The sequence below is a fragment of the Nesterenkonia sandarakina genome (genome assembly GCF_014138825.1).
Lineage (GTDB): Bacteria > Actinomycetota > Actinomycetes > Actinomycetales > Micrococcaceae > Nesterenkonia > Nesterenkonia sandarakina.
Map to the genome: position 1 here is coordinate 2,705,520 of NZ_JACJIH010000001.1, position 16,652 is coordinate 2,722,171.

Annotated in this window: 16 protein-coding genes; 3 read left to right on the forward strand and 13 right to left on the reverse strand. The window is 68.5% G+C overall.

Going from position 1 to position 16,652, the window contains the following annotated elements:
• Positions 1–13 precede the first annotated feature (13 nt).
• From HNR24_RS12345 to HNR24_RS12385, 9 genes are all read right to left on the reverse strand, one after another.
• Positions 14–1,294 (reverse strand): AMP-binding protein, encoded by a 1,281-nt coding sequence (locus HNR24_RS12345; RefSeq protein WP_083504589.1) that lies wholly within the window; start codon positions 1,292–1,294, stop codon positions 14–16.
• Positions 1,260–1,574 carry a hypothetical protein gene (locus tag HNR24_RS12350; protein ID WP_058887600.1) on the reverse strand — a complete coding sequence of 105 codons (315 nt, stop codon included), beginning with the start codon at positions 1,572–1,574 and terminating at the stop codon, positions 1,260–1,262. The genes HNR24_RS12345 and HNR24_RS12350 overlap by 35 nt, the downstream gene beginning before the upstream one ends.
• Before the next feature lie 63 nt (positions 1,575–1,637).
• Positions 1,638–2,648 (reverse strand): universal stress protein, encoded by a 1,011-nt coding sequence (locus HNR24_RS12355; RefSeq protein WP_058887599.1) that lies wholly within the window; start codon positions 2,646–2,648, stop codon positions 1,638–1,640.
• Positions 2,645–3,820, reverse strand: a complete 1,176-nt coding sequence (locus tag HNR24_RS12360; protein WP_182495913.1) for a DUF8173 domain-containing protein — start codon at positions 3,818–3,820, stop codon at positions 2,645–2,647. Before HNR24_RS12360 ends, HNR24_RS12355 begins: the two co-directional genes overlap by 4 nt.
• 96 nt (positions 3,821–3,916) lie before the next feature.
• A complete protein-coding gene (locus HNR24_RS12365) occupies positions 3,917–4,444 on the reverse strand; it encodes a BON domain-containing protein (RefSeq protein ID WP_058887597.1) in 528 nt (175 codons plus the stop codon).
• A 160-nt stretch (positions 4,445–4,604) separates the two neighbouring features.
• Positions 4,605–5,264, reverse strand: a complete 660-nt coding sequence (locus HNR24_RS12370; protein ID WP_058887596.1) for a response regulator transcription factor — start codon at positions 5,262–5,264, stop codon at positions 4,605–4,607.
• Entirely contained in the window at positions 5,261–6,859 is a 1,599-nt protein-coding gene (locus tag HNR24_RS12375) for a sensor histidine kinase (RefSeq protein WP_058887595.1), read from the reverse strand. Before HNR24_RS12375 ends, HNR24_RS12370 begins: the two co-directional genes overlap by 4 nt.
• Positions 6,860–7,217: 358 nt before the next feature.
• On the reverse strand, positions 7,218–8,453 hold the full coding sequence (locus tag HNR24_RS12380; protein ID WP_232301675.1) for a carboxylate-amine ligase: 1,236 nt from the start codon (positions 8,451–8,453) through the stop codon (positions 7,218–7,220).
• Positions 8,454–8,506: 53 nt separating this feature from the next.
• The gene (locus HNR24_RS12385) at positions 8,507–8,806 is read right to left on the reverse strand and encodes a BON domain-containing protein (RefSeq protein ID WP_058887594.1); all 300 of its coding nucleotides are present in this window, start codon (positions 8,804–8,806) and stop codon (positions 8,507–8,509) included.
• Positions 8,807–9,135: 329 nt separating this feature from the next.
• On the opposite strand from HNR24_RS12385, the gene HNR24_RS12390 reads away from it, so the two are divergent.
• On the forward strand, positions 9,136–9,534 hold the full coding sequence (locus tag HNR24_RS12390) for a PLD nuclease N-terminal domain-containing protein (protein WP_058887593.1): 399 nt from the start codon (positions 9,136–9,138) through the stop codon (positions 9,532–9,534).
• Positions 9,535–9,573: 39 nt separating this feature from the next.
• Here the strand turns inward: HNR24_RS12390 and HNR24_RS12395 are convergent, their stop codons facing one another.
• The gene (locus HNR24_RS12395) at positions 9,574–10,554 is read right to left on the reverse strand and encodes a 1,4-dihydroxy-2-naphthoyl-CoA synthase (protein ID WP_179441009.1); all 981 of its coding nucleotides are present in this window, start codon (positions 10,552–10,554) and stop codon (positions 9,574–9,576) included.
• A 98-nt stretch (positions 10,555–10,652) separates the two neighbouring features.
• On the opposite strand from HNR24_RS12395, the gene HNR24_RS12400 reads away from it, so the two are divergent.
• Both HNR24_RS12400 and HNR24_RS12405 read left to right on the forward strand, forming a co-directional pair.
• Positions 10,653–11,357: a TenA family protein gene (locus HNR24_RS12400; protein ID WP_232301674.1), complete on the forward strand. Its 705-nt coding sequence runs from the start codon at positions 10,653–10,655 to the stop codon at positions 11,355–11,357.
• A gap of 99 nt (positions 11,358–11,456) precedes the next feature.
• Entirely contained in the window at positions 11,457–12,491 is a 1,035-nt protein-coding gene (locus HNR24_RS12405; RefSeq protein WP_058887592.1) for a DUF2332 domain-containing protein, read from the forward strand.
• A gap of 147 nt (positions 12,492–12,638) precedes the next feature.
• Here HNR24_RS12405 and HNR24_RS12410 read toward each other — a convergent pair whose 3' ends face one another.
• From HNR24_RS12410 to HNR24_RS12420, 3 genes are read right to left on the reverse strand one after another with little or no spacing between them, the layout of a single operon-like run.
• Positions 12,639–13,517 (reverse strand): class I SAM-dependent methyltransferase, encoded by an 879-nt coding sequence (locus tag HNR24_RS12410; RefSeq protein WP_182495914.1) that lies wholly within the window; start codon positions 13,515–13,517, stop codon positions 12,639–12,641.
• A complete protein-coding gene (locus tag HNR24_RS12415) occupies positions 13,514–15,817 on the reverse strand; it encodes a S9 family peptidase (RefSeq protein ID WP_182495915.1) in 2,304 nt (767 codons plus the stop codon). The genes HNR24_RS12410 and HNR24_RS12415 overlap by 4 nt, the downstream gene beginning before the upstream one ends.
• A 54-nt stretch (positions 15,818–15,871) precedes the next feature.
• The gene (locus HNR24_RS12420; RefSeq protein ID WP_058887589.1) at positions 15,872–16,579 is read right to left on the reverse strand and encodes a response regulator; all 708 of its coding nucleotides are present in this window, start codon (positions 16,577–16,579) and stop codon (positions 15,872–15,874) included.
• Between the last annotated feature and the right edge of the window lie 73 nt (positions 16,580–16,652).

The following is a 16,652-nucleotide window of genomic DNA, read 5'->3' on the forward strand; positions in this document are numbered from 1 at the left end:
CCCCAGCGGGTCTCTACCCGGCCTGAGTCCTCAGCATCTGCAGCAGCCGCTGCCGATCCGGCTTCCCGCTGGCCAGCGTCGGAAGCCGGGGCAGGAACAGCAGCCGTTTCGGTGCCGCGGGACGGCCTAGCGCGTCCCCGGCCAGCTCACGGAGCTCGCGACCGAGCTCGTCCTGGTCGAGCTCACCCTCGTCCAGGCCGGTGGAGATGACGACGGCGGCGCCGACCATCTGCCCCCACTCCGGATCTGGGAGCGCACCGACGAACACCTCGGTGGCCTGTGGGTGGCTCAGCAGCACCGAGCGGACCCGCTCCGCCGAGATCTTGACGCCTCCGGTGTTGATGACATCATCGGCCCGGCCGGAGAGACGCAGCAGCTGGCCCTGAGCGTCCGTGCTGAGCTCCCCGAGATCATCGGTGAGGAACCGACGCTGACCGGAGCCAGGGTCCCAGCTGAAATGCGCTGCGTCGAGATCGGCGTCGTCGAGGTAGCCGGCAGCGACCATCGGACCGCTGATCCGCACCCGGGAGGGGGTCTGCTTCCCGGTGCCCACGGTCTCCAGCTGCACGCCCGGCAGCGGCCGTCCGTCGTAGACGCAGCCGCCGCAGGTCTCGCTCATCCCGTAGGTGCGCACCGGGTTCAACCCGTGGGCCTGCGCGCGGGCGATCAGGTCCTCCGAGGAGGCGCCGCCACCGAGAAGGATCGCGTCGAAGCGGGCGAGTGCTGCGGCCAGCGCCTTCTCCTGCGGCAGGTGCTCCAGCAGGCGCTGCAGCTGGGTGGGGACCAGAGAGACGTATCGGCGTTCCGCGGTGAGCTGCTGCGCGGCCAGGGTGAAGGCGAGCGGGTCGGTGGTGTGCTCAAGCAGGGCCACCGGGGTGGTGCCTGCCTCGAGGCTGCGGGCCAGCACGGCGAGTCCGGCCACGTAGCTGGGCTGCAGGGTCAGCAGCCACTGTCCGTGCCCGCCGAGTGCCTGCGCGGTGGCCGCCACTGAGGCGCGGATGGCCGTGGCGGGGAGCAGTGTCTGTTTCGGGGTGCCCGTGGAGCCGGAGGTGCGCACGATCACCGCCGCCAGATCAACAGGCACCTCGGGTCGGGTGACCCAGGTGGGGCTCTCCGCGGGATCGGCGGGTTGGAACTCCAGCGGGGGCGCGTCGATTCCGGAGTCGGATCGCGAACCGGGGTTCGTCTTCAGGGCTGCCGCGAGCGCGCTCAGCGCCGCCGGGATCCAGGAATCGGTCGGGGGAGTGGTCTCTGGCACCTCAGCTGCCGCCGTCGTCCTTTGTGTCCTGGCCATCGCCACGGCGCTTCTCCAGCTCTTCGAGCCGAGCTTCCAGCATATCCAGGCGCCAACGGTCTTCGGCGGACATGTTCTCCTCGGACTTCGAGGGGAGCTTCGGCTCCTCAAGCTGCGGGGCGCCGCCCTTCTCCAGCTTCTTAAGCCGTTTGCGCAGCGCCTCGATCTCCTCCTCAGAGTCAGAGCCCCAGGGCAGCGGGCGTCCGGTGGCCATGCTCACGATCTGAGTGACACCGAACACAATGATGGCGATGATGGCAACCCACGCGACCCAAGGCATGTCCTAAGGTTAGCAACTGTGCTCCTCAGCCCGGCAGAGACCGCACCCGGCAACGCGGGGAGGTCAGCGCAGCGGTCCGGGCTGATCGCGGAGCCGCGCGTCGTGGAGTTCCGGGACCACCATGACGGGGCCGGTTGCCTGGAGCAGCACGCTGCGTGAGACCGACCCCAGCAGAGCCCCGCTGAATCCGGCCCGCCCGCGAGTGCCGACCACGGTCAGCAGAGCCTCCCGAGTGGACCTGCTCAACTGCGCGGCGGGATCTCCCGGTCGCACCGAGCAGGTCACGCTCAACCCCGGATAGTGCTTTCGCACCCAGGTCGCCTCGGTGTGAAGGAAGTCCTCCAGCTGCACCCTCCGCCGGTCGATGAAGCCTTGATCAGGGGCGTCGAGCTCCGGGTACCAGTCCAGCCAGCCCTCCAGCGACGGCAGGACCAGCAGCAGATGCAGCGGCGCGTGCTGATCCTGCGCGAACTGTGCGGCGTGCAGGGCCGCGATCCTGCTGTGCTGAGAACCGTCCACGCCGACCAGGACCGGGTGCGGACCGGAACCTGGGCTGTCAGATCGACCCTGTGCCTCTGGCGCGGCGATCTGGTAGTGCCGCGGCACCACGATGGTGGGGCAGTGCGCGTGTGCTGGAAGCGCGGAGGACACCGATCCCATGATCCGGCCCAGGAAGCCGCCGCGGCCCCGGGCCCCCACCACCACGAGCTCGGCTTCCGCGGACAGGTTCGCGAGGACTCCGGAGGGGTCGCCGCGTTCTGCCCGGTAGGCGACCGGGCCCGGATGGTTCCTCAGGTACCGTCGCGCGTCATTGAGCACGATCTTCGCCGCTTCCAACGCATGATCGGACCCCGATCGATCTGTCGTGGAGCTCCTGGCGGTCTCGATCTGGGCCCTGGCGCCGAAGGCCGTGACCACGGTGAGTGCCCGGCTGCTGTGCCGAGCTGCCACGGCAGCGTAGTGCAGCGCCAGCATGGACTGTGTGGAGCCGTCGAAGCCGACCAGGACTCCTGCGAGACGGGCTGCCGGGTCGAAGTCGATCGGACGTGGGGCCACGTCGGTGTTGGTGTTCATGGGCTCGTCTCACTAACAGCAGCGGCCGGCTGCCGCGGGGCCCGGCGTGTCCGGTGGTCGTAGAGGTCCAGGAGCTGCGCGCCGAGACCGAAGAACACCATCGCCAGCCAGACGAGGATGTTCACCCAGGGGATGTGCAGCGCGATGATCAGGATCACCCCGCCGAGCAGCGCCATGACCACCGGTGGCCTGGAGTTTCGCAGGATGAGCCGCCCGAGGAAGAAGGAGGCGTAGACGAACGTCGCCAGGGTCATCAACAGCCAGATCAGAGCGCCGAGCAGGGCAAGCGGCGCGCCGATGATGGTGATCAGCAGAACCACCAGCACGATAGGAACCGTGACCGCGGCGACGAAGCCCACCAGCAGAGCCTTCCAGGGGGAGTGTCGCAGCTGATCGGTCACCAGGGTCAGCCGGCGTGGCAGCAGCAGTCCGGCGAGCACCGTGATCAGGCTCAGCGCCACGAGGGCGTAGAGCAGCCCCAGCAGCCAGAAGAGGAAGATCTGGCCCGGGGAGGCCTCGGGCTGCTCAGCAGCGGGGCTGGGAGTGATCCGCTCCACCTCACCGCCCACAGCGTCATTGCTGATGCTCGCCTCGGCTGCGCTGTAGTAGGTCACGTCCCCGCCGACGGAACCATCGATCTGGAGCTCTTCGACGCTGGCCACCATGTCTCTCTCGATGGCGCCGCTGATGTCGATCTCGGCTGCGGCGCCGACCAGGTCGGTGCCGATGGAACCCTGCTCGGTGAGGTCTACGGTGGCGGCGAAGATCGTGCCGCTGCGTTCGATCTCACCGCTGATCGAGACATTCTGGGCGGCCAGTCGGACGTTGCCGTCGACGGTCCCGGTGATCTCGATGGTCTGGGCTGCCGCGATGACGTCGCCGCTGACATCGCCGCTGATGGTGACGTGCTGTCCGGCCGCATAGACATCCCCCTGGACATCCTCCGAGACGTCGATGACGGATCCGTCGTAGAACTGCGGGCCCTGCCCGTCGCTGCCCGGCGAGGCGTCGGCTGATGCCAGGATCGTGGCGGAGTCTGAGCTGGAGGGGGTGGAGTCTGGGGTGTCGAGGGTGGAGGAGGTCCCGAAGGCTCCTGCCGCTGGACCGATGATCAGCACCCCGCTGATCAGAGTGGTGGCGAGCAGTCGCCGGGTGGGGGAGTAGCCGCTCATGGTCAGTGCCTCTCTGGACTGGTGGAGTGACCTGAGCCCAGTGTGCGCGACCTGAAAACCCCCTCCTAGGGCCATTGGTCGCACAGGATGTGCTGGTCAGTACGGACGGACCAGCAGCCGGTTCTCGACTCGGGTCACATCGGGGCAGACCCCGGTCGCCAACCCCGCCTGCTTCTTCTCCTCCAGGGAATTCACATGGCCGGTGAGGATCGCCGTGCCCTTTAGGATCGTGACCGTCACGTGACGCGGGTCGAGCTGGGGGTTCCGCAGCATCGCGCTGCGCAGTCGCCGCTCCGAGTTGACCACCGCGCTGCCAGGGATCAGCTGGACCTGATTGTCCAGGGACGCCACTCCGCGAAGGTCTTGGATCGCCTGCGCGGCGGCATCGCGCTGGAAGTCCCAGTCGACCTCTCCGCTCAGGGTGACGTGCCGGTGGCGCACCTCAGCGGTGACGGTTCGGGGCGCGACGGTCGATGCGTTCAGGGCCCGCTCGACGTCTCTGTGAAGGTCGATGTCGGGGACCCACGGAGAGGCGTCCAGGTCCGGTGTCCATTCCAGTTCCGCGAGCAGCGCGGTGTCCAGGCTCAGATCCCGGGGAGTTCCGATCGGTGAGGCGGTCTGCACGGGTGGAATCCTCCAGTCTGCGCGCACGGGGATGACAGGCTGACGGCACGAGGTTGCGCGTATGGTTCCACTCTGGCCCGCGGGCCCGAAGTCCATTAGGGCCGTTAGTCCCTTCCCGGTGAAGTGCTGGGTGCCGCGCTGCGCAGCAAGAGGCTCCGCACTACCCTTTCAGCTCCTCTGCGCCCAGTGTCGCCCCATAGACCGCGACCTGTGTGCGGCGGTCCATCCCGAGCTTGGCCAACAGGCCGGAGACGTAGTTCTTGACCGTCTTCTCCTTGAGGTTGAGCCGCTGACCGATCTGCCGGTTGGTGAGACCCTCGGTGATCAGCTTCAGCACCTGGGTCTCGCGCAGCGTCAGATCGAGTCGGGGGTCCCGCGCGGTCTGGGCCTTCTGGACCCGCTGGGCGCTCAGCGAGGAGTGCACCCTGCGGGCGAGATCCCGGGTGACCAGGTTCTCGCCCTGCGCGACTCGAAGGATCGAGTCGACCAGGTTGCGTCCTCGGATGTTCTTCAGCACGTACCCCGAGGCGCCGGCGACGACGGCGGCGATGCTGGCGGCGTCGTCGTCGTAGGCGGTGAGGATCAGGCACGGAATCTCCGGATGCGCGGACCGGATCCGGCGGCACAGCTCGATGCCGTTGCCGTCGGGCAGCTGGACATCGAGGACCGCGACGTCGGGCAGCGTCGCGGTGATCCGGGCGAGCGTCCCCCGTGCGGTGGCGGACTCACCCACGACTTCCAAGCCGGGCTCGGCGTCGATGAGACCGGCGATCCCGCGTCGCACGATCTCGTGGTCATCGACCAGGAAGACCCGGGTCATGGGCGCATCTCCGAGTCGACTGGGGCCTGCCACAGGGCACGGGTCCCTCCGGCGATGCGGGGGGAGAGCGTGAAGTCTCCGCCCCAGGCCTGCGCGCGGGCGCTGAGATTCTTGGTGCCGCTGCGCCGGGTGGAGTCGGAGGGCACCCCGATGCCATCGTCGTCCACCGTGATGGTGATCTGGGCTTCGGTCGCGGTGATCTCCACGGAGACGGTCTCGGCCTGAGCATGACGGGCGACGTTGCTCAGGGACTCCCGGAGCACCGCGACAGCGTCATCGGCGAGTGCGCCTTCCAGGATCAGATCGACAGGTCCGGTGAAGATCAGGCGGGGAATCGTCGAGAGTCTTGGCGAGAGCTCAGTCATGACTTCCAAGAGCCGGTGCCTCACGTTCTGGAATGGTGCCTGGGTCTGGAGCGCGAAGATCGCGGCGCGAATATCGGCAATGGCCGCGTCGATCTGCGTCACGTGGGTGTCGATGCTGGTGGCCAGGTGCGGGTAGGTCGATGCCAGTGCCTCCAGACCCAGCCCCGTGCCGAAGAGTCTCTGAATCACGTGATCGTGGAGGTCCCTGGCGATGCGGGTCCGTTCCTCGACCATCTCCAGGCGCTGTTGGTCGGCCCGGCTCCAGACCAGCGCCACGGCGAGACCGGCCTGTGCGGCGAACTCGGAGAGCAGCTCCAGATCACGACGGTGGAAGGGAGCCTGGTCTGTCGAGCGCGTGGCGCACAGCGCTGCCATGCGGTCTCCGGAGATGACCAGCGGAACGGCGATCATCGAGGCGCTGGGGATGTCGGCGGCGAAGGGGACCGGCTCGTCTTCCCCCTCCGGAGTCATGCCGGGCTCGCCCTCCATGGCGCGGGAGATCACGCAGTCCATCCAAGGGACCGAGGTCCCCTCGACCTCGGCTGCCTGATCCCCGCGGGCGGTGTCGACGTAGAGCTCCCGGCCCACGGCCTCGCAGACCACCACGCTGACCAGCTGCGCTCCGGTCAGGGAGGCGACGCTCTGGGTGAGGACACCGAAGACGTCAGCGTCATTGGAGGCCAGCAGGGCCGAGGTGACCTCGCCGAGTGCCGCGCTCAGGCGCTGGGCGCGGCGTGCCTCCCCGTAGACCCTCGCATTGTTGATGGCCGTGGCTGCCGTGGTTGCCAGGGCGGTGACCAGATCTTCATCCTCTGCCGTGAACGGGCCGCCCGACCGATTCGTCAGGTAGAGGTTCCCGAAGGTCTCGCCGTGGATCGTGATCGGGACTCCGAGGAAGGAATCCATCGGGGGGTGGTGTTCGGGGAAGCCCACAGCCCGCGGGTCGGTGTTGAGATTCGGGAGCCTGATCGGTCTCGCCGCGTCGATCACTGCGCCTAGCACCCCATGACCCTCCGGGAGGTGCCCGATCCGGTCTACCAGGTCCGCCGGGATCCCGACATGGATGAAGCGTTCCAGGTGGCCATCGGGATCGATGACCCCCAGGGCGCCGTACTGGGCGTTCACCAGAGTGACCGCTGATTCCGCGATCTGCCGAAGCACCTGTTCCAGGTCCAGCTCGCCGGTGACCAGCTGGCTGGCCGCAAGAAGATTCTGGAATCTGCTCTGCATAGCCTGCAATTGGTTATCATCGGAAACGTTTTTGGGGTTCGGGAGGGTGGTTTCAGCGCCTGAAGAGTCTCCAGAATGGTGAATTGGTGAATCCAATGGGTTTCTCCCCTCGGCGTATGGGCCTGAGCATACAGGCGGCGCCAAGCTTCTGGGACCCCCTGATGACCCTGGTGGTGAGTCAGGGGCAGGTCCTGGCCTGCGAGTTTCACCGAAGCGAGCCGGGTCGCCGGCCGGAGGCGATGCTTCGGATTCACATCACCTCGGGAATCTAGATTCTTCAGTCACGGGCTCGCGGCGAGATGCAGATCGAGATCTGCCCTGAAGGGTCTCTCGGGTGGTCGAGCCGCCGGCGCGTCCACTACGCGATCCGCGGGGCGGCGGCGACCGGCCGAAGGCGGGCCCTGGGGTCGCTGCTGGTCAAGAGCTCGAGGGGGCGAGGCAGATCGAGGTCCGCGATCGACTCTCCTGAGCCTCTGAGCAGCCCGGTGAGGCCGGAGCGTTGGGCCAGGCTGCGCTGCCGGGATGCCCCGGTGCCCTCGCGGAGGATCCGCTCCAGCCCGGCATGGACCAGTTCCTCATCGCCGAACTGCACCAGGTAGGGCCGCGCGTGGCTCAGCGCCTGCCGCACCACCCTCGAGGCGGGAACCGAGCTTCCTGACCAGGGGTCGAGCAGTCGGGCTTGAAGGCCGAACTTCGCGGCCTGCCAGTGCGCGACGTCCAAGAGTTCGGGTGCCGGCTGCGGGTCGGCAGAGGCTTCCGCGCCAGCACAGACCAGGGCGCGGATGAAGGAGGCCAGGGCCACGGCGTCGAGTGTTCCCAGCTGCACGTCGCACGCGCGCACCTCAAGGGTGGGATGGTTCTGTGAGAGCCGGGCGAGCCAGCACACGCCGCCTTGATCGGCCACCACATCGGAATTCACGAGCGCGCCGATGCGCTGCTGATAGTCCGCGAAGTCCTGGAAGACCGGGGGTGCTCCGTTGATCATCCAACGTCGGTAGTGGATCGATCGCCAGCTGGCGAAGCCGGAGTCGCGACCGCGCCAGAACGGCGAATTGGCCCCCAGCGCGGTCAGCAGAGGGAGCCACCGGCGAATCCCGTTAAGCGCCCGTATCCCGGTCTCTGGATCTGGGATACTGACATGGACGTGCATGCCGTTGATGTACTGCTCCGCGGCGATGGCCGGGGCCAGTTCAGTCATCTGCTGATACCGAGGGATCTCGCTGATGGCTGCGGAGCCTGCGCCGATGTTCGGAGCAGCGCCCAGGGGTGCGGCGAGCATGCCGAGCCGCTGCGCGGTGGAGGCGAGCTCCCGCCGGAAGCCGGAGAGGGCCGTCGTGGCGGCGGTCGCGTCGTCGAGCACGGCGGAGGCGTGTTCCACCTGACAGGAGAGCCACTCCTGCGAGGTGGTCCCGCCGCCTGGGGCGATCGCCTGCAGGATGCGGGTCTGGCCCGCGGTGGGCGTGGCGGGCAGCAGCTGCTCCTGGTCGATCAGGAGGAACTCCTCCTCGATGCCCATGGCGGCGCCCACAGCGCGCCCGCCGGTGCCGGCAGCGCCCGCGACATCGGCGGCGCATTGACTGGGGGCCTCACTCATGGCGCCCACGCGTGCCCCGCGTGGCGGTGTCCACGTCCGGTTCATGAGAAGGCTCAGAAGTGGCGGATCTGCAGGCGATTGTCGACTCGCAGCACCTCAGGAGACGCCCAGGCGGCCAGACCGGCGCGTTTCTTCTCGGCTCGAGACTTCACGCGTCCCCTGAGCACGACGGTGTTCTCTACGATGGTGACGATCACGAGGTGAGCCGGCTGCTTCTGGCTGCGGTGCAGGGCGTTCTCTACGCTTCGCCGCACGGCCCCCGGGCTGCACATCTCGTGTGTGGCCTCCGGGGGTGCCGGAGCAGCGAGGGTGACGCGCGCAGCGTCGGTCTGATGAGGCGGAGCGGTTGCCATGTGCCGAGCCTTTCGATTCAGGCGCGCCCTCTTGCGCGCCTCGATCTACTCTGGTCGGTCTCACGTGAGGCGGCCAGGGTCCTTGGTCCCTCAGCGCCCGGGGCGTGCTTCCGGTTCACCGTGCTTCCCGTTCACCGTGGGCCGGTGCGGTGTGCCAGCCGTTCGGCGCCGAGGCAGGGTCTGCACGGGGGTGGGATGGAGGGGTGTGACCTTCGGCCCTGGGAATCGCTGATGCGCGGGGCCACGCTGGATATGCGACCGAGTCGGGCCGCGTGAAACAGAACCAGCCGCGTGAAACAGAACCATAGGTACCGACGAAAGGAAGAACGATGTTCGACTGGTCTGAATTCTGGAGTGTGGTCTGGTCCTTCTTCTGGATCTTCGCATTCATCGCCTACCTGATGGCCCTGTTCTCAGTCATCGGTGACCTCTTCCGGGACCACAAGCTCAGTGGATGGGGCAAGGCGGCCTGGATGGTCTTCCTGATCTTCGTCCCGTTCCTCACAGTCCTGGTCTACCTGATCGCACGAGGAACCGGCATGCAGGAACGCGCAGCCACCGCGACCGAGCTGGCACAGAAGGCCGTGGATGAACGTATCCGAAGCGTCGCCCGGCAGAGCAGCCCCGCAGAGGAGATCTCCAAGGCACAGGCGCTGGCCGAGGCGGGCACCATCACGCCGGGGGAGTTCGAGGCGATCAAGAAGCGCGCGCTGGCAACCTCTTCCTAGCGGCTGCGATTCCATCGGAACCGCCTGCACGCGGGGAAGTCAGTAGTAGTACGGGAACGCCGACCAGTCTGGTGACCGTTTGCCCAGGAAGGCGTCCCGGCCTTCCACCGCCTCGTCGGTCATGTAGCCCATCCGGGTGGCCTCCCCGGCGAAGACCTGCTGACCGGCGAGGCCGTCGTCGGGGGCGTTGAAGGCGAACTTCAGCATCCGGATGGCCTGCGGGGACTGCTGGGCGATGTCGGTGGCGTAGCCCAGCGCGACCTCCTCGAGGAGCTCGTGGTCCACCGCCTCGTTGACCGCCCCGGCGGCGACCATCTCCTCGGCCGAGTGCTCCCGGGCCAGGAAGAAGATCTCGCGGGCCTTCTTCTGCCCCACCTGGCGGGCTAGCAGCGCTGAGCCGTAGCCCGCGTCGAAGGAGCCCACGGTGGCGTCGGTCTGTTTGAACTTCCCGTGCTGCCGCGAGGCGATGCTCAGGTCGGCCACCACATGCAGCGAGTGCCCACCCCCGGCGGCCCAGCCGTTGACCACCGCGATCACCACCTTGGGCATGGTGCGGATCAGCCGCTGCACCTCCAGGATGTGCAGCCGTCCGGCGCGCGCCGGGTCGATGGTCTCAGCGGTGTCCCCTTCGGCGTAGCGGTATCCGTCGCGGCCGCGGATCCGCTGGTCGCCGCCGGAGCAGAAGCTGTGACCGCCGTCCTTGGGGGAGGGCCCGTTGCCGGTGAGCAGCACCGCCCCCACGTCCGGAGTCATCCGCGCGTGGTCCAGCGCCCGGTACAGCTCATCCACGGTGCCCGGGCGGAATGCGTTGCGCACCTCGGGGCGGTCGAAGGCGATGCGCACCGCCGGCAGATCAGCGGTGATCGTGCCGGCCGCGTCGCGCTGCACGCGCCGGTGGTAGGTGACGTCGGTGAAGTCAAAGCCCTCCACACTGCGCCACTGCCAGGGGTCGAAGATGTCAGAGACCTTTGGGGGCAGGCTCGGGACGGTCGGGCTGCTGGGGGTATCGGATCCGGTCACGAGCCCGAGTCTACCGAGGAGCCTGGGTGCGTCGTCGTCCTGGCCCCGCTCCACTCTTCAGAGGCGGTCCTGCGATACGTTGGGGTGAGCAGACCTGGATGACCGTTGAAGCCGCTGGTCAGGCGGTGATGGAGAGGCAGAACATGAGCGCGAGACGATTCACAGAGCAGGCCTGGGCGAGCACCGCGAGGATCCGCGCTGCGATCGATGAGCTGCCGTTCCTGCAGCAGCTCGAAGACGGATCGCTGCCGCGGGAGGTCTTCGAGCACTACATGGGCCAGGACGCGCTCTACTTGACCGCCTACGCCCGCGCGCTCGCCGCCTGCGCCGCGCAGTCCAGCGACCCGGAACACATCATCTTCTGGTCCCGGGCCGCCGCCGGAGCGATCGAGGAGGAGCGCGCGCTGCACGCAAGCCATGTGATGGACTTCTCCACCGTGCAGCCCTCACCCACCACCGTGGCCTACACCTCCTACGAGCTCGCGCTGGCCTCCGCCGGCTCCCTGCCGGTGCTCGCAGCCTCGGTGCTGCCCTGCTTCTGGATCTATGACGACGTCGGCACCCGGCTCAAGGCCCGGGTGGGTGGGCTCGAGCAGCACCCCTATGCGGACTGGATCAGCGCCTACGGTGACCCGGAGTTCCACGAACTCACCGAGACCGCGAAGCGGGTGGTCGATGAGCTCGCCGCCACGGCCAGCGAAGCGACCCTGGCCGCGATGCACGCCGCCTACCAGCGGGCGAGTCAGTACGAGTGGATGTTCTGGGACGCAGCCCACCGGCAGGAGAACTGGCCGGTCGGCTGAGCGCCGGGGGTGATGAGCTTCGGGGTGGGGAGCTCGGGGTGTCGAGCTCAGGGGTGGTGTACTGCCAGGTCGCTGAGATCCTGAGGAGAGGTGAAACCGATGCGTGAACTGCCCGGTCGCGAGACCCAGGATGAAGCCGCCCTCGAGGAGCTTGCGACCTATTACCGGCATTTCGCCCAGGTGGAGGCGGCCGGGGTCTCGCCTCGTTACGCCGACTGGGCGCACGGGGTCAGCCAGGATGCGGAGATGCTCACCCGGCTCGCCCGGCTTCCCGCGGCGAAGCGCCAGGCGAACCTGCTCTTCGCCGCGGCCCGGCTGCACGGGGTGGAGGCGGAGGCCTGGTCCCAGGCGCGCGCGCTGATCAGCCTGCGCTGGCCACAGATCGAGGCCACCATGCGCACCCGCGCCACGCAGACCAATGAACCCGGTCGGATCGCCACGCTGAACCTGGCCTTCGCGCGGATCCAGACGCAGGAGCCGGCCCCGTTGGCGCTGATCGAGGTCGGCGCCTCCGCCGGGCTCTGCCTCTACCCTGACGCCTGGCCGGTGCGCTACCGGACCGGGGCCACGGCGGAGGTGCTGCTGACCCCGGTCCAGGGCGAGCTGTGCAGCACCGTGGAGCTCGAATGTGAGCTCCACGGGCTCGACGCTCCTGCGGCGCTTCCTCGGGTCGGTCACCGAGCGGGGATCGACCTGAACCCGTTGGACGTCACCGCTGAGGGAGACTTGCGCTGGCTGGAGCTGCTGATCTGGCCCGGCATGGAACACCGGACCCCTCGGCTGGCCGCGGGGGCTGAACTGGTGGCCGCAGACCCGCCGCAGCTCCATGCCGGAGACCTCAACGAACGACTCGCCGAGGTCTTGGCCCAGGTGCCGGCCTCGATGACCCCGGTGGTCTTTCACACCGCGGTCCTGGCCTACCTGAGCCGGGAGGACCGGCGGCGGTTCCGCCGGCAGGTGGAAGCCTCCGGTGCCCGCTGGGTCAGCAACGAGGGGCTGGGGGTGGTCGACGGAATCGCCGAGCAGCTCCCAGGGGAGACCGTGTCAGAATCCGGATTCGTGCTCAGCCTCGATGGCCAGCCGCTCGCGCGCACAGCCCCGCACGGTCAGTCCGCCCGAGCGCTGCGGCGCTGAACCGGCGCTGCGCTGCCCAGGCCCGGCGCTGCCCAGGCCCCGCGCTGACCCGAACCGGGGCTGCCCTGACCCGACTCGGCTCTGACCCGATCCTGTGCCGCCACCCCGTGCTGCCACCCAGGAGCGGGGACGCACCGAGGCTGCTGCTCAGCCGGGCTTCTGGACTAGGAAGATCATCTCGGGGGAGTCCTCGGTGAGCTCTTCGCGGTCCCAGTCTCCCCAGATGCGCACCTCGCGGAACCCCGCGGCGCTCAGCGTCTCGCGCAGCACCGGAAGCGGCCGGTAGCGCAGGGTCTCCTCGGCGATGATCTTGCGGGCATCAGGCAGGATGTTATGGCTCCGCGCGGTGATCAGCGCGCCCTCGGCAGGATCCTCGGTGACCTTGACGATCTCCAGCCAGGAGGTGAACTCGCCGCCGTCGGGGTGCGGCTGGGTCTCTCGGGTGGACTCCGGGTCCCAGTCGTCGAGCTCCAGGGCCGCCGGGTTGCGCACCTCGAAGGCCAGGTGGCCTCCCGGGCGAAGCGCGGAGAAGGCGTGGCTCAGCACCGCCTCCCAGTCCGCGCGAGTCAGGAAGTACTGCGCCACATGGCCCTCCATGACGGCCAGGTCCGCGACCCCCGTAGGAAGCTGATCCGCGAAGCCATGGATCCAGCGCGGCGGCGGAGTCGGCTCTGCGGAGCCAGCCTCGGCGCGGTCCGCCGGGGTCCTGCCGCGGGCGACGTCGATCATCGCCGCCGACGGGTCCACCCCGGTGACCGCGATGCCATGTTCGGCGAGCAGGATCCCGAAGACCCCGGTGCCGCAGCCGATGTCGGCCACGCGCTCGGCCCCGAGCTCCTGGGCCAGCTCGAGGTAGAACTCGTGGTCCCAGCCGCCGGTGTTCTCCACGTCATAGATCGCCACCAGCTCCGGGTCGCTCACCCAGGCGAAGGCCGGGTCGAACTCGGGGGCTCTGTGCTGGCTGGAGTCGCCGGAGCCGCCCGCGCTCGCGGGGGTCCCGGGGCCCGGCGCCTCGGGGAAGCTCATCGGCGTGGCTCACTGCCGCTGAGGTCCTGCCCCGCGCCGAGCTTCTGATCCGCCCCCAGGTGGTGCGCGATGAACGCGTAGTCCCAGGCGCGTTCCTTCCAGGTCTCGTACCGTCCGGAGGCGCCGCCGTGGCCGCCGTCCATCTCGATCTTCAGCACCACCGGTGACTCCCCGCGCTGGTGCTCACGCAGCACCTGCACCCATTTTGCGGGCTCCACGTAGAGCACCCGGGTGTCGTTGAGACTGGTCACCGCCGCGATCGCGGGGTAGGCCAGCTCGCGGACGTTTTCGTAGGGGGCGTAGGACTTCATGTAGCGGTAGACCTCGGGGTCGGTGATCGGATTGCCCCACTCCTCCCACTCCAGCGCGGAGAGCGGCAGCTCCGGGTCCAGGATGGTGGTGAGGTTGTCCACGAAGGGCACCTGGGCCAGGATCGCGACGTACTTCTCCGGCGCGAGGTTGGCCACCGCGCCCATCAGCAGACCCCCGGCGGAACCGCCGAGTGCTGCGACCCGGGCCGGATCCGCCCAGCCCTGAAGGATCAGATGATCGGTGGCGGCGATGAAGTCGGTGAAGGTGTTCATCTTCTTCAGCTTCTTGCCGTCCTCATACCAGCCTCGGCCCAGCTCGCCGCCGCCGCGGATATGCGCGATCGCGAAGACGATCCCGCGATCCAGCAGCGAGAGCCGCGGAATCCCGAAGCTGGGATCCATGCTCATCTCATAGGAGCCATACCCGTAGACCAGCGTGGGGTTGGTGCCGTCGGCGACGACGTCGCGATGGTGCAGCACCGTGACCGGAACCTCGATCGCGGAGCCGTCAGCGCGGGTGTCCCCGGTGGGAGCCCAGATCCGGGTGGCCCGATAAGCCTCGAGGTCCACATCATGGACCGGGGTCTCCCGGCGCAGCACCGGCTCGGCGGTGGCATGGTCGATGTCATAGATCCGGGTCGGGGTCAGCCAGGACTCATAGGCGACCCGGAACAGCGGCGCCTCATACTCCGCAGCGATCACCGCGCAGGTGTAGAGCTCCTCCTCGAAGTCCGGGCCGGGCAGGGTGGAGGTGCGCACCGGATCGGCACCGGTGCGTGCGGCCCGCAGCGCATCCAGGCTCAGCAGCTGCACGGACTCCACGGTGTTCCGGCGCGCGGTCACGATGATCTGCGCGGCGGTGACGCTGACCCCTTCGAGCTTGACCGTCTCCTCATGTGGCAGCACCGGCTTGCCCAGGTCCAGCGGCTGGTCAGGGTCGGAGTCGACCTCAGGGTCGGCGTCAGCGGCCTGCGCGGTCAGCGCCGCGGCGGTGGTCACCGAGAGCGCATTATTCGGCCCGGACTGGTTGTGCGTGATCAGCAGCAGGCGCTCGCCGTCGACCTCGATCGGGTCGATGCTGTGCAGAAGTCGCCGCTCCGCTCCGATCAGCAGCACCGGCTCCGCCTGCGGGTCGGTGACATCGAGCAGCCGGGACTCGTCGTACTCGGAGTTCCCGGAGATGATCACCAGTTCGCGCTTGTCTGCGGAGAGCCCGACGCCGGTCCAGAGCTGCTCGTCGCTGATCTCCAGGATCAGCCGGTCCTGCTCGGCCGGGGTGCCCAGGGTGTGCATATAGAGCCGGTACGGCCGCCACGCGGCATCGGCGACCATGTAGTACGCGCGCCGCCCGGTGGGTTCCAGCACCGGTCCGCCGTGAACGTTGCCGATCTGCTCGGGGTGGTTCTCCCCGGTGCTCAGGTCCCGGAAGCGCACGGTGTAGTGCTCATCGCCCGAGGTGTCCTCGGAGTAGGCCAGCAGGGTCCCCTCGGCGTTCAGCGAGAGTCCGCCGAGCTGGTAGAACGGGTGCTGCGCCGCCTCGGCGTTGGTGTCGAAGAAGGTCTGCTCGCCCTCCAGCGTGACGCCGGCCTCGACCTGGGGCGGAGTCCAGGACCCGTGCTCGCCGTCGTTCTCACCGGCCCCGGTCTCCTGGGGGCTGACATCTGCTGCTGGGCCAGCGGCGACCCGGCAGTAGACCGGGTGCTGCTCGCCTTCGATGGTGCGGGTGAAGTACCACCAATCGCCCCGGCGGGAGGGCACCGATAGGTCGGTCTCCACGGTGCGGTGCTTGATCTCCTCGAAGACGCGCTCACGCAGCGGCTTCTGCGCCGCGGTCACCGCCTCGGCGTAGGCGTTCTCCGCGTGCAGGTGCTCCAGGACCTCGGGGGAGTCCTTCTCGCGCAGCCATTCATAGTGATCCACGAAGGTGTCCCCGTGGTGGGTGCGTTCGGTAGGGATCTGCTTGGCCTGCGGGGCAGTGGAATCAGACATGCCGCCATTCAACCAGACCACCCAGTGCCGGCTCGCGTCCCGAGAGACCTGGGGTCACTCCCCGGCGCGCACCAGCCCGCACTCGTAGGCGTAGACCACCATCTGGGTCCGGTCCCGCAGTGCCAGCTTGGTCAGGATCCGTGAGACGTGGGTCTTCACGGTCTGTTCCGCCAGGTAGAGCTCCCCGGCGATCTCCGCGTTCGACCGTCCACGGGCGACGGCGGTCATCACCTGCTGCTCCCGGTCGGTCAGCTCCGAGAGCATCTGTGACTGCAGCGGGGTGGCGGTGGGCCGGCCGGCGTAGTCGGAGATCAGGGTGCGGGTGATCTTCGGCGAGAGCAGCGCTTCGCCCTGGGCCACCACCCGGACCGCCTGGACCAGTTCCTCGGGGGTGGCGTCCTTGAGCAGGAAGCCGCTGGCCCCGGCGCGCAGCGCGTCGAAGACGTATTCATCGGCGTCGAAGGTGGTCAGCATCAGGATCCGCGGAGGAGTTCCGTCCATGCTCAGGATCTGCCGGGTGGCCTCGAGCCCGTTGACCCGAGGCATCCGGATGTCCATCAGCACCACGTCGGGGGTGGTGCTGCGCACCACCTCCTCGATCCCGGCACCGTCTTCTGCGGTGCCGGTCACCGTGATGTCAGGCTGGGCGTCGAGCAGGGCGGCGAACCCGGCGCGGATCATGGACTGATCATCGACGATGAGCACCCGGATGGCAGGACCGGGGAGCGGAGCCGAAGGCGCGGCGGGAACGACGGAGGACATGGTGCAACGCTACCCCGGTACCGCACGCCCCGGTGCCTGTGGTGTGATGTGAGCACCATGCCTCCAGCCCAGG

Coding starts and splice junctions, on each gene's coding strand:
- HNR24_RS12375 (WP_058887595.1), bottom strand. CDS start 6,859: ATGCAGAGCAGATTCCAGAATCTTCTTGCGGCCAGCCAGCTGGTCACC.
- HNR24_RS12345 (WP_083504589.1), bottom strand. CDS start 1,294: ATGGCCAGGACACAAAGGACGACGGCGGCAGCTGAGGTGCCAGAGACC.
- HNR24_RS12370 (WP_058887596.1), bottom strand. CDS start 5,264: ATGACCCGGGTCTTCCTGGTCGATGACCACGAGATCGTGCGACGCGGG.
- HNR24_RS12380 (WP_232301675.1), bottom strand. CDS start 8,453: ATGAGTGAGGCCCCCAGTCAATGCGCCGCCGATGTCGCGGGCGCTGCC.
- HNR24_RS12400 (WP_232301674.1), top strand. CDS start 10,653: ATGACCGTTGAAGCCGCTGGTCAGGCGGTGATGGAGAGGCAGAACATG.
- HNR24_RS12350 (WP_058887600.1), bottom strand. CDS start 1,574: ATGCCTTGGGTCGCGTGGGTTGCCATCATCGCCATCATTGTGTTCGGT.
- HNR24_RS12420 (WP_058887589.1), bottom strand. CDS start 16,579: ATGTCCTCCGTCGTTCCCGCCGCGCCTTCGGCTCCGCTCCCCGGTCCT.
- HNR24_RS12360 (WP_182495913.1), bottom strand. CDS start 3,820: ATGAGCGGCTACTCCCCCACCCGGCGACTGCTCGCCACCACTCTGATC.
- HNR24_RS12385 (WP_058887594.1), bottom strand. CDS start 8,806: ATGGCAACCGCTCCGCCTCATCAGACCGACGCTGCGCGCGTCACCCTC.
- HNR24_RS12355 (WP_058887599.1), bottom strand. CDS start 2,648: ATGAACACCAACACCGACGTGGCCCCACGTCCGATCGACTTCGACCCG.
- HNR24_RS12405 (WP_058887592.1), top strand. CDS start 11,457: ATGCGTGAACTGCCCGGTCGCGAGACCCAGGATGAAGCCGCCCTCGAG.
- HNR24_RS12390 (WP_058887593.1), top strand. CDS start 9,136: ATGTTCGACTGGTCTGAATTCTGGAGTGTGGTCTGGTCCTTCTTCTGG.
- HNR24_RS12415 (WP_182495915.1), bottom strand. CDS start 15,817: ATGTCTGATTCCACTGCCCCGCAGGCCAAGCAGATCCCTACCGAACGC.
- HNR24_RS12410 (WP_182495914.1), bottom strand. CDS start 13,517: ATGAGCTTCCCCGAGGCGCCGGGCCCCGGGACCCCCGCGAGCGCGGGC.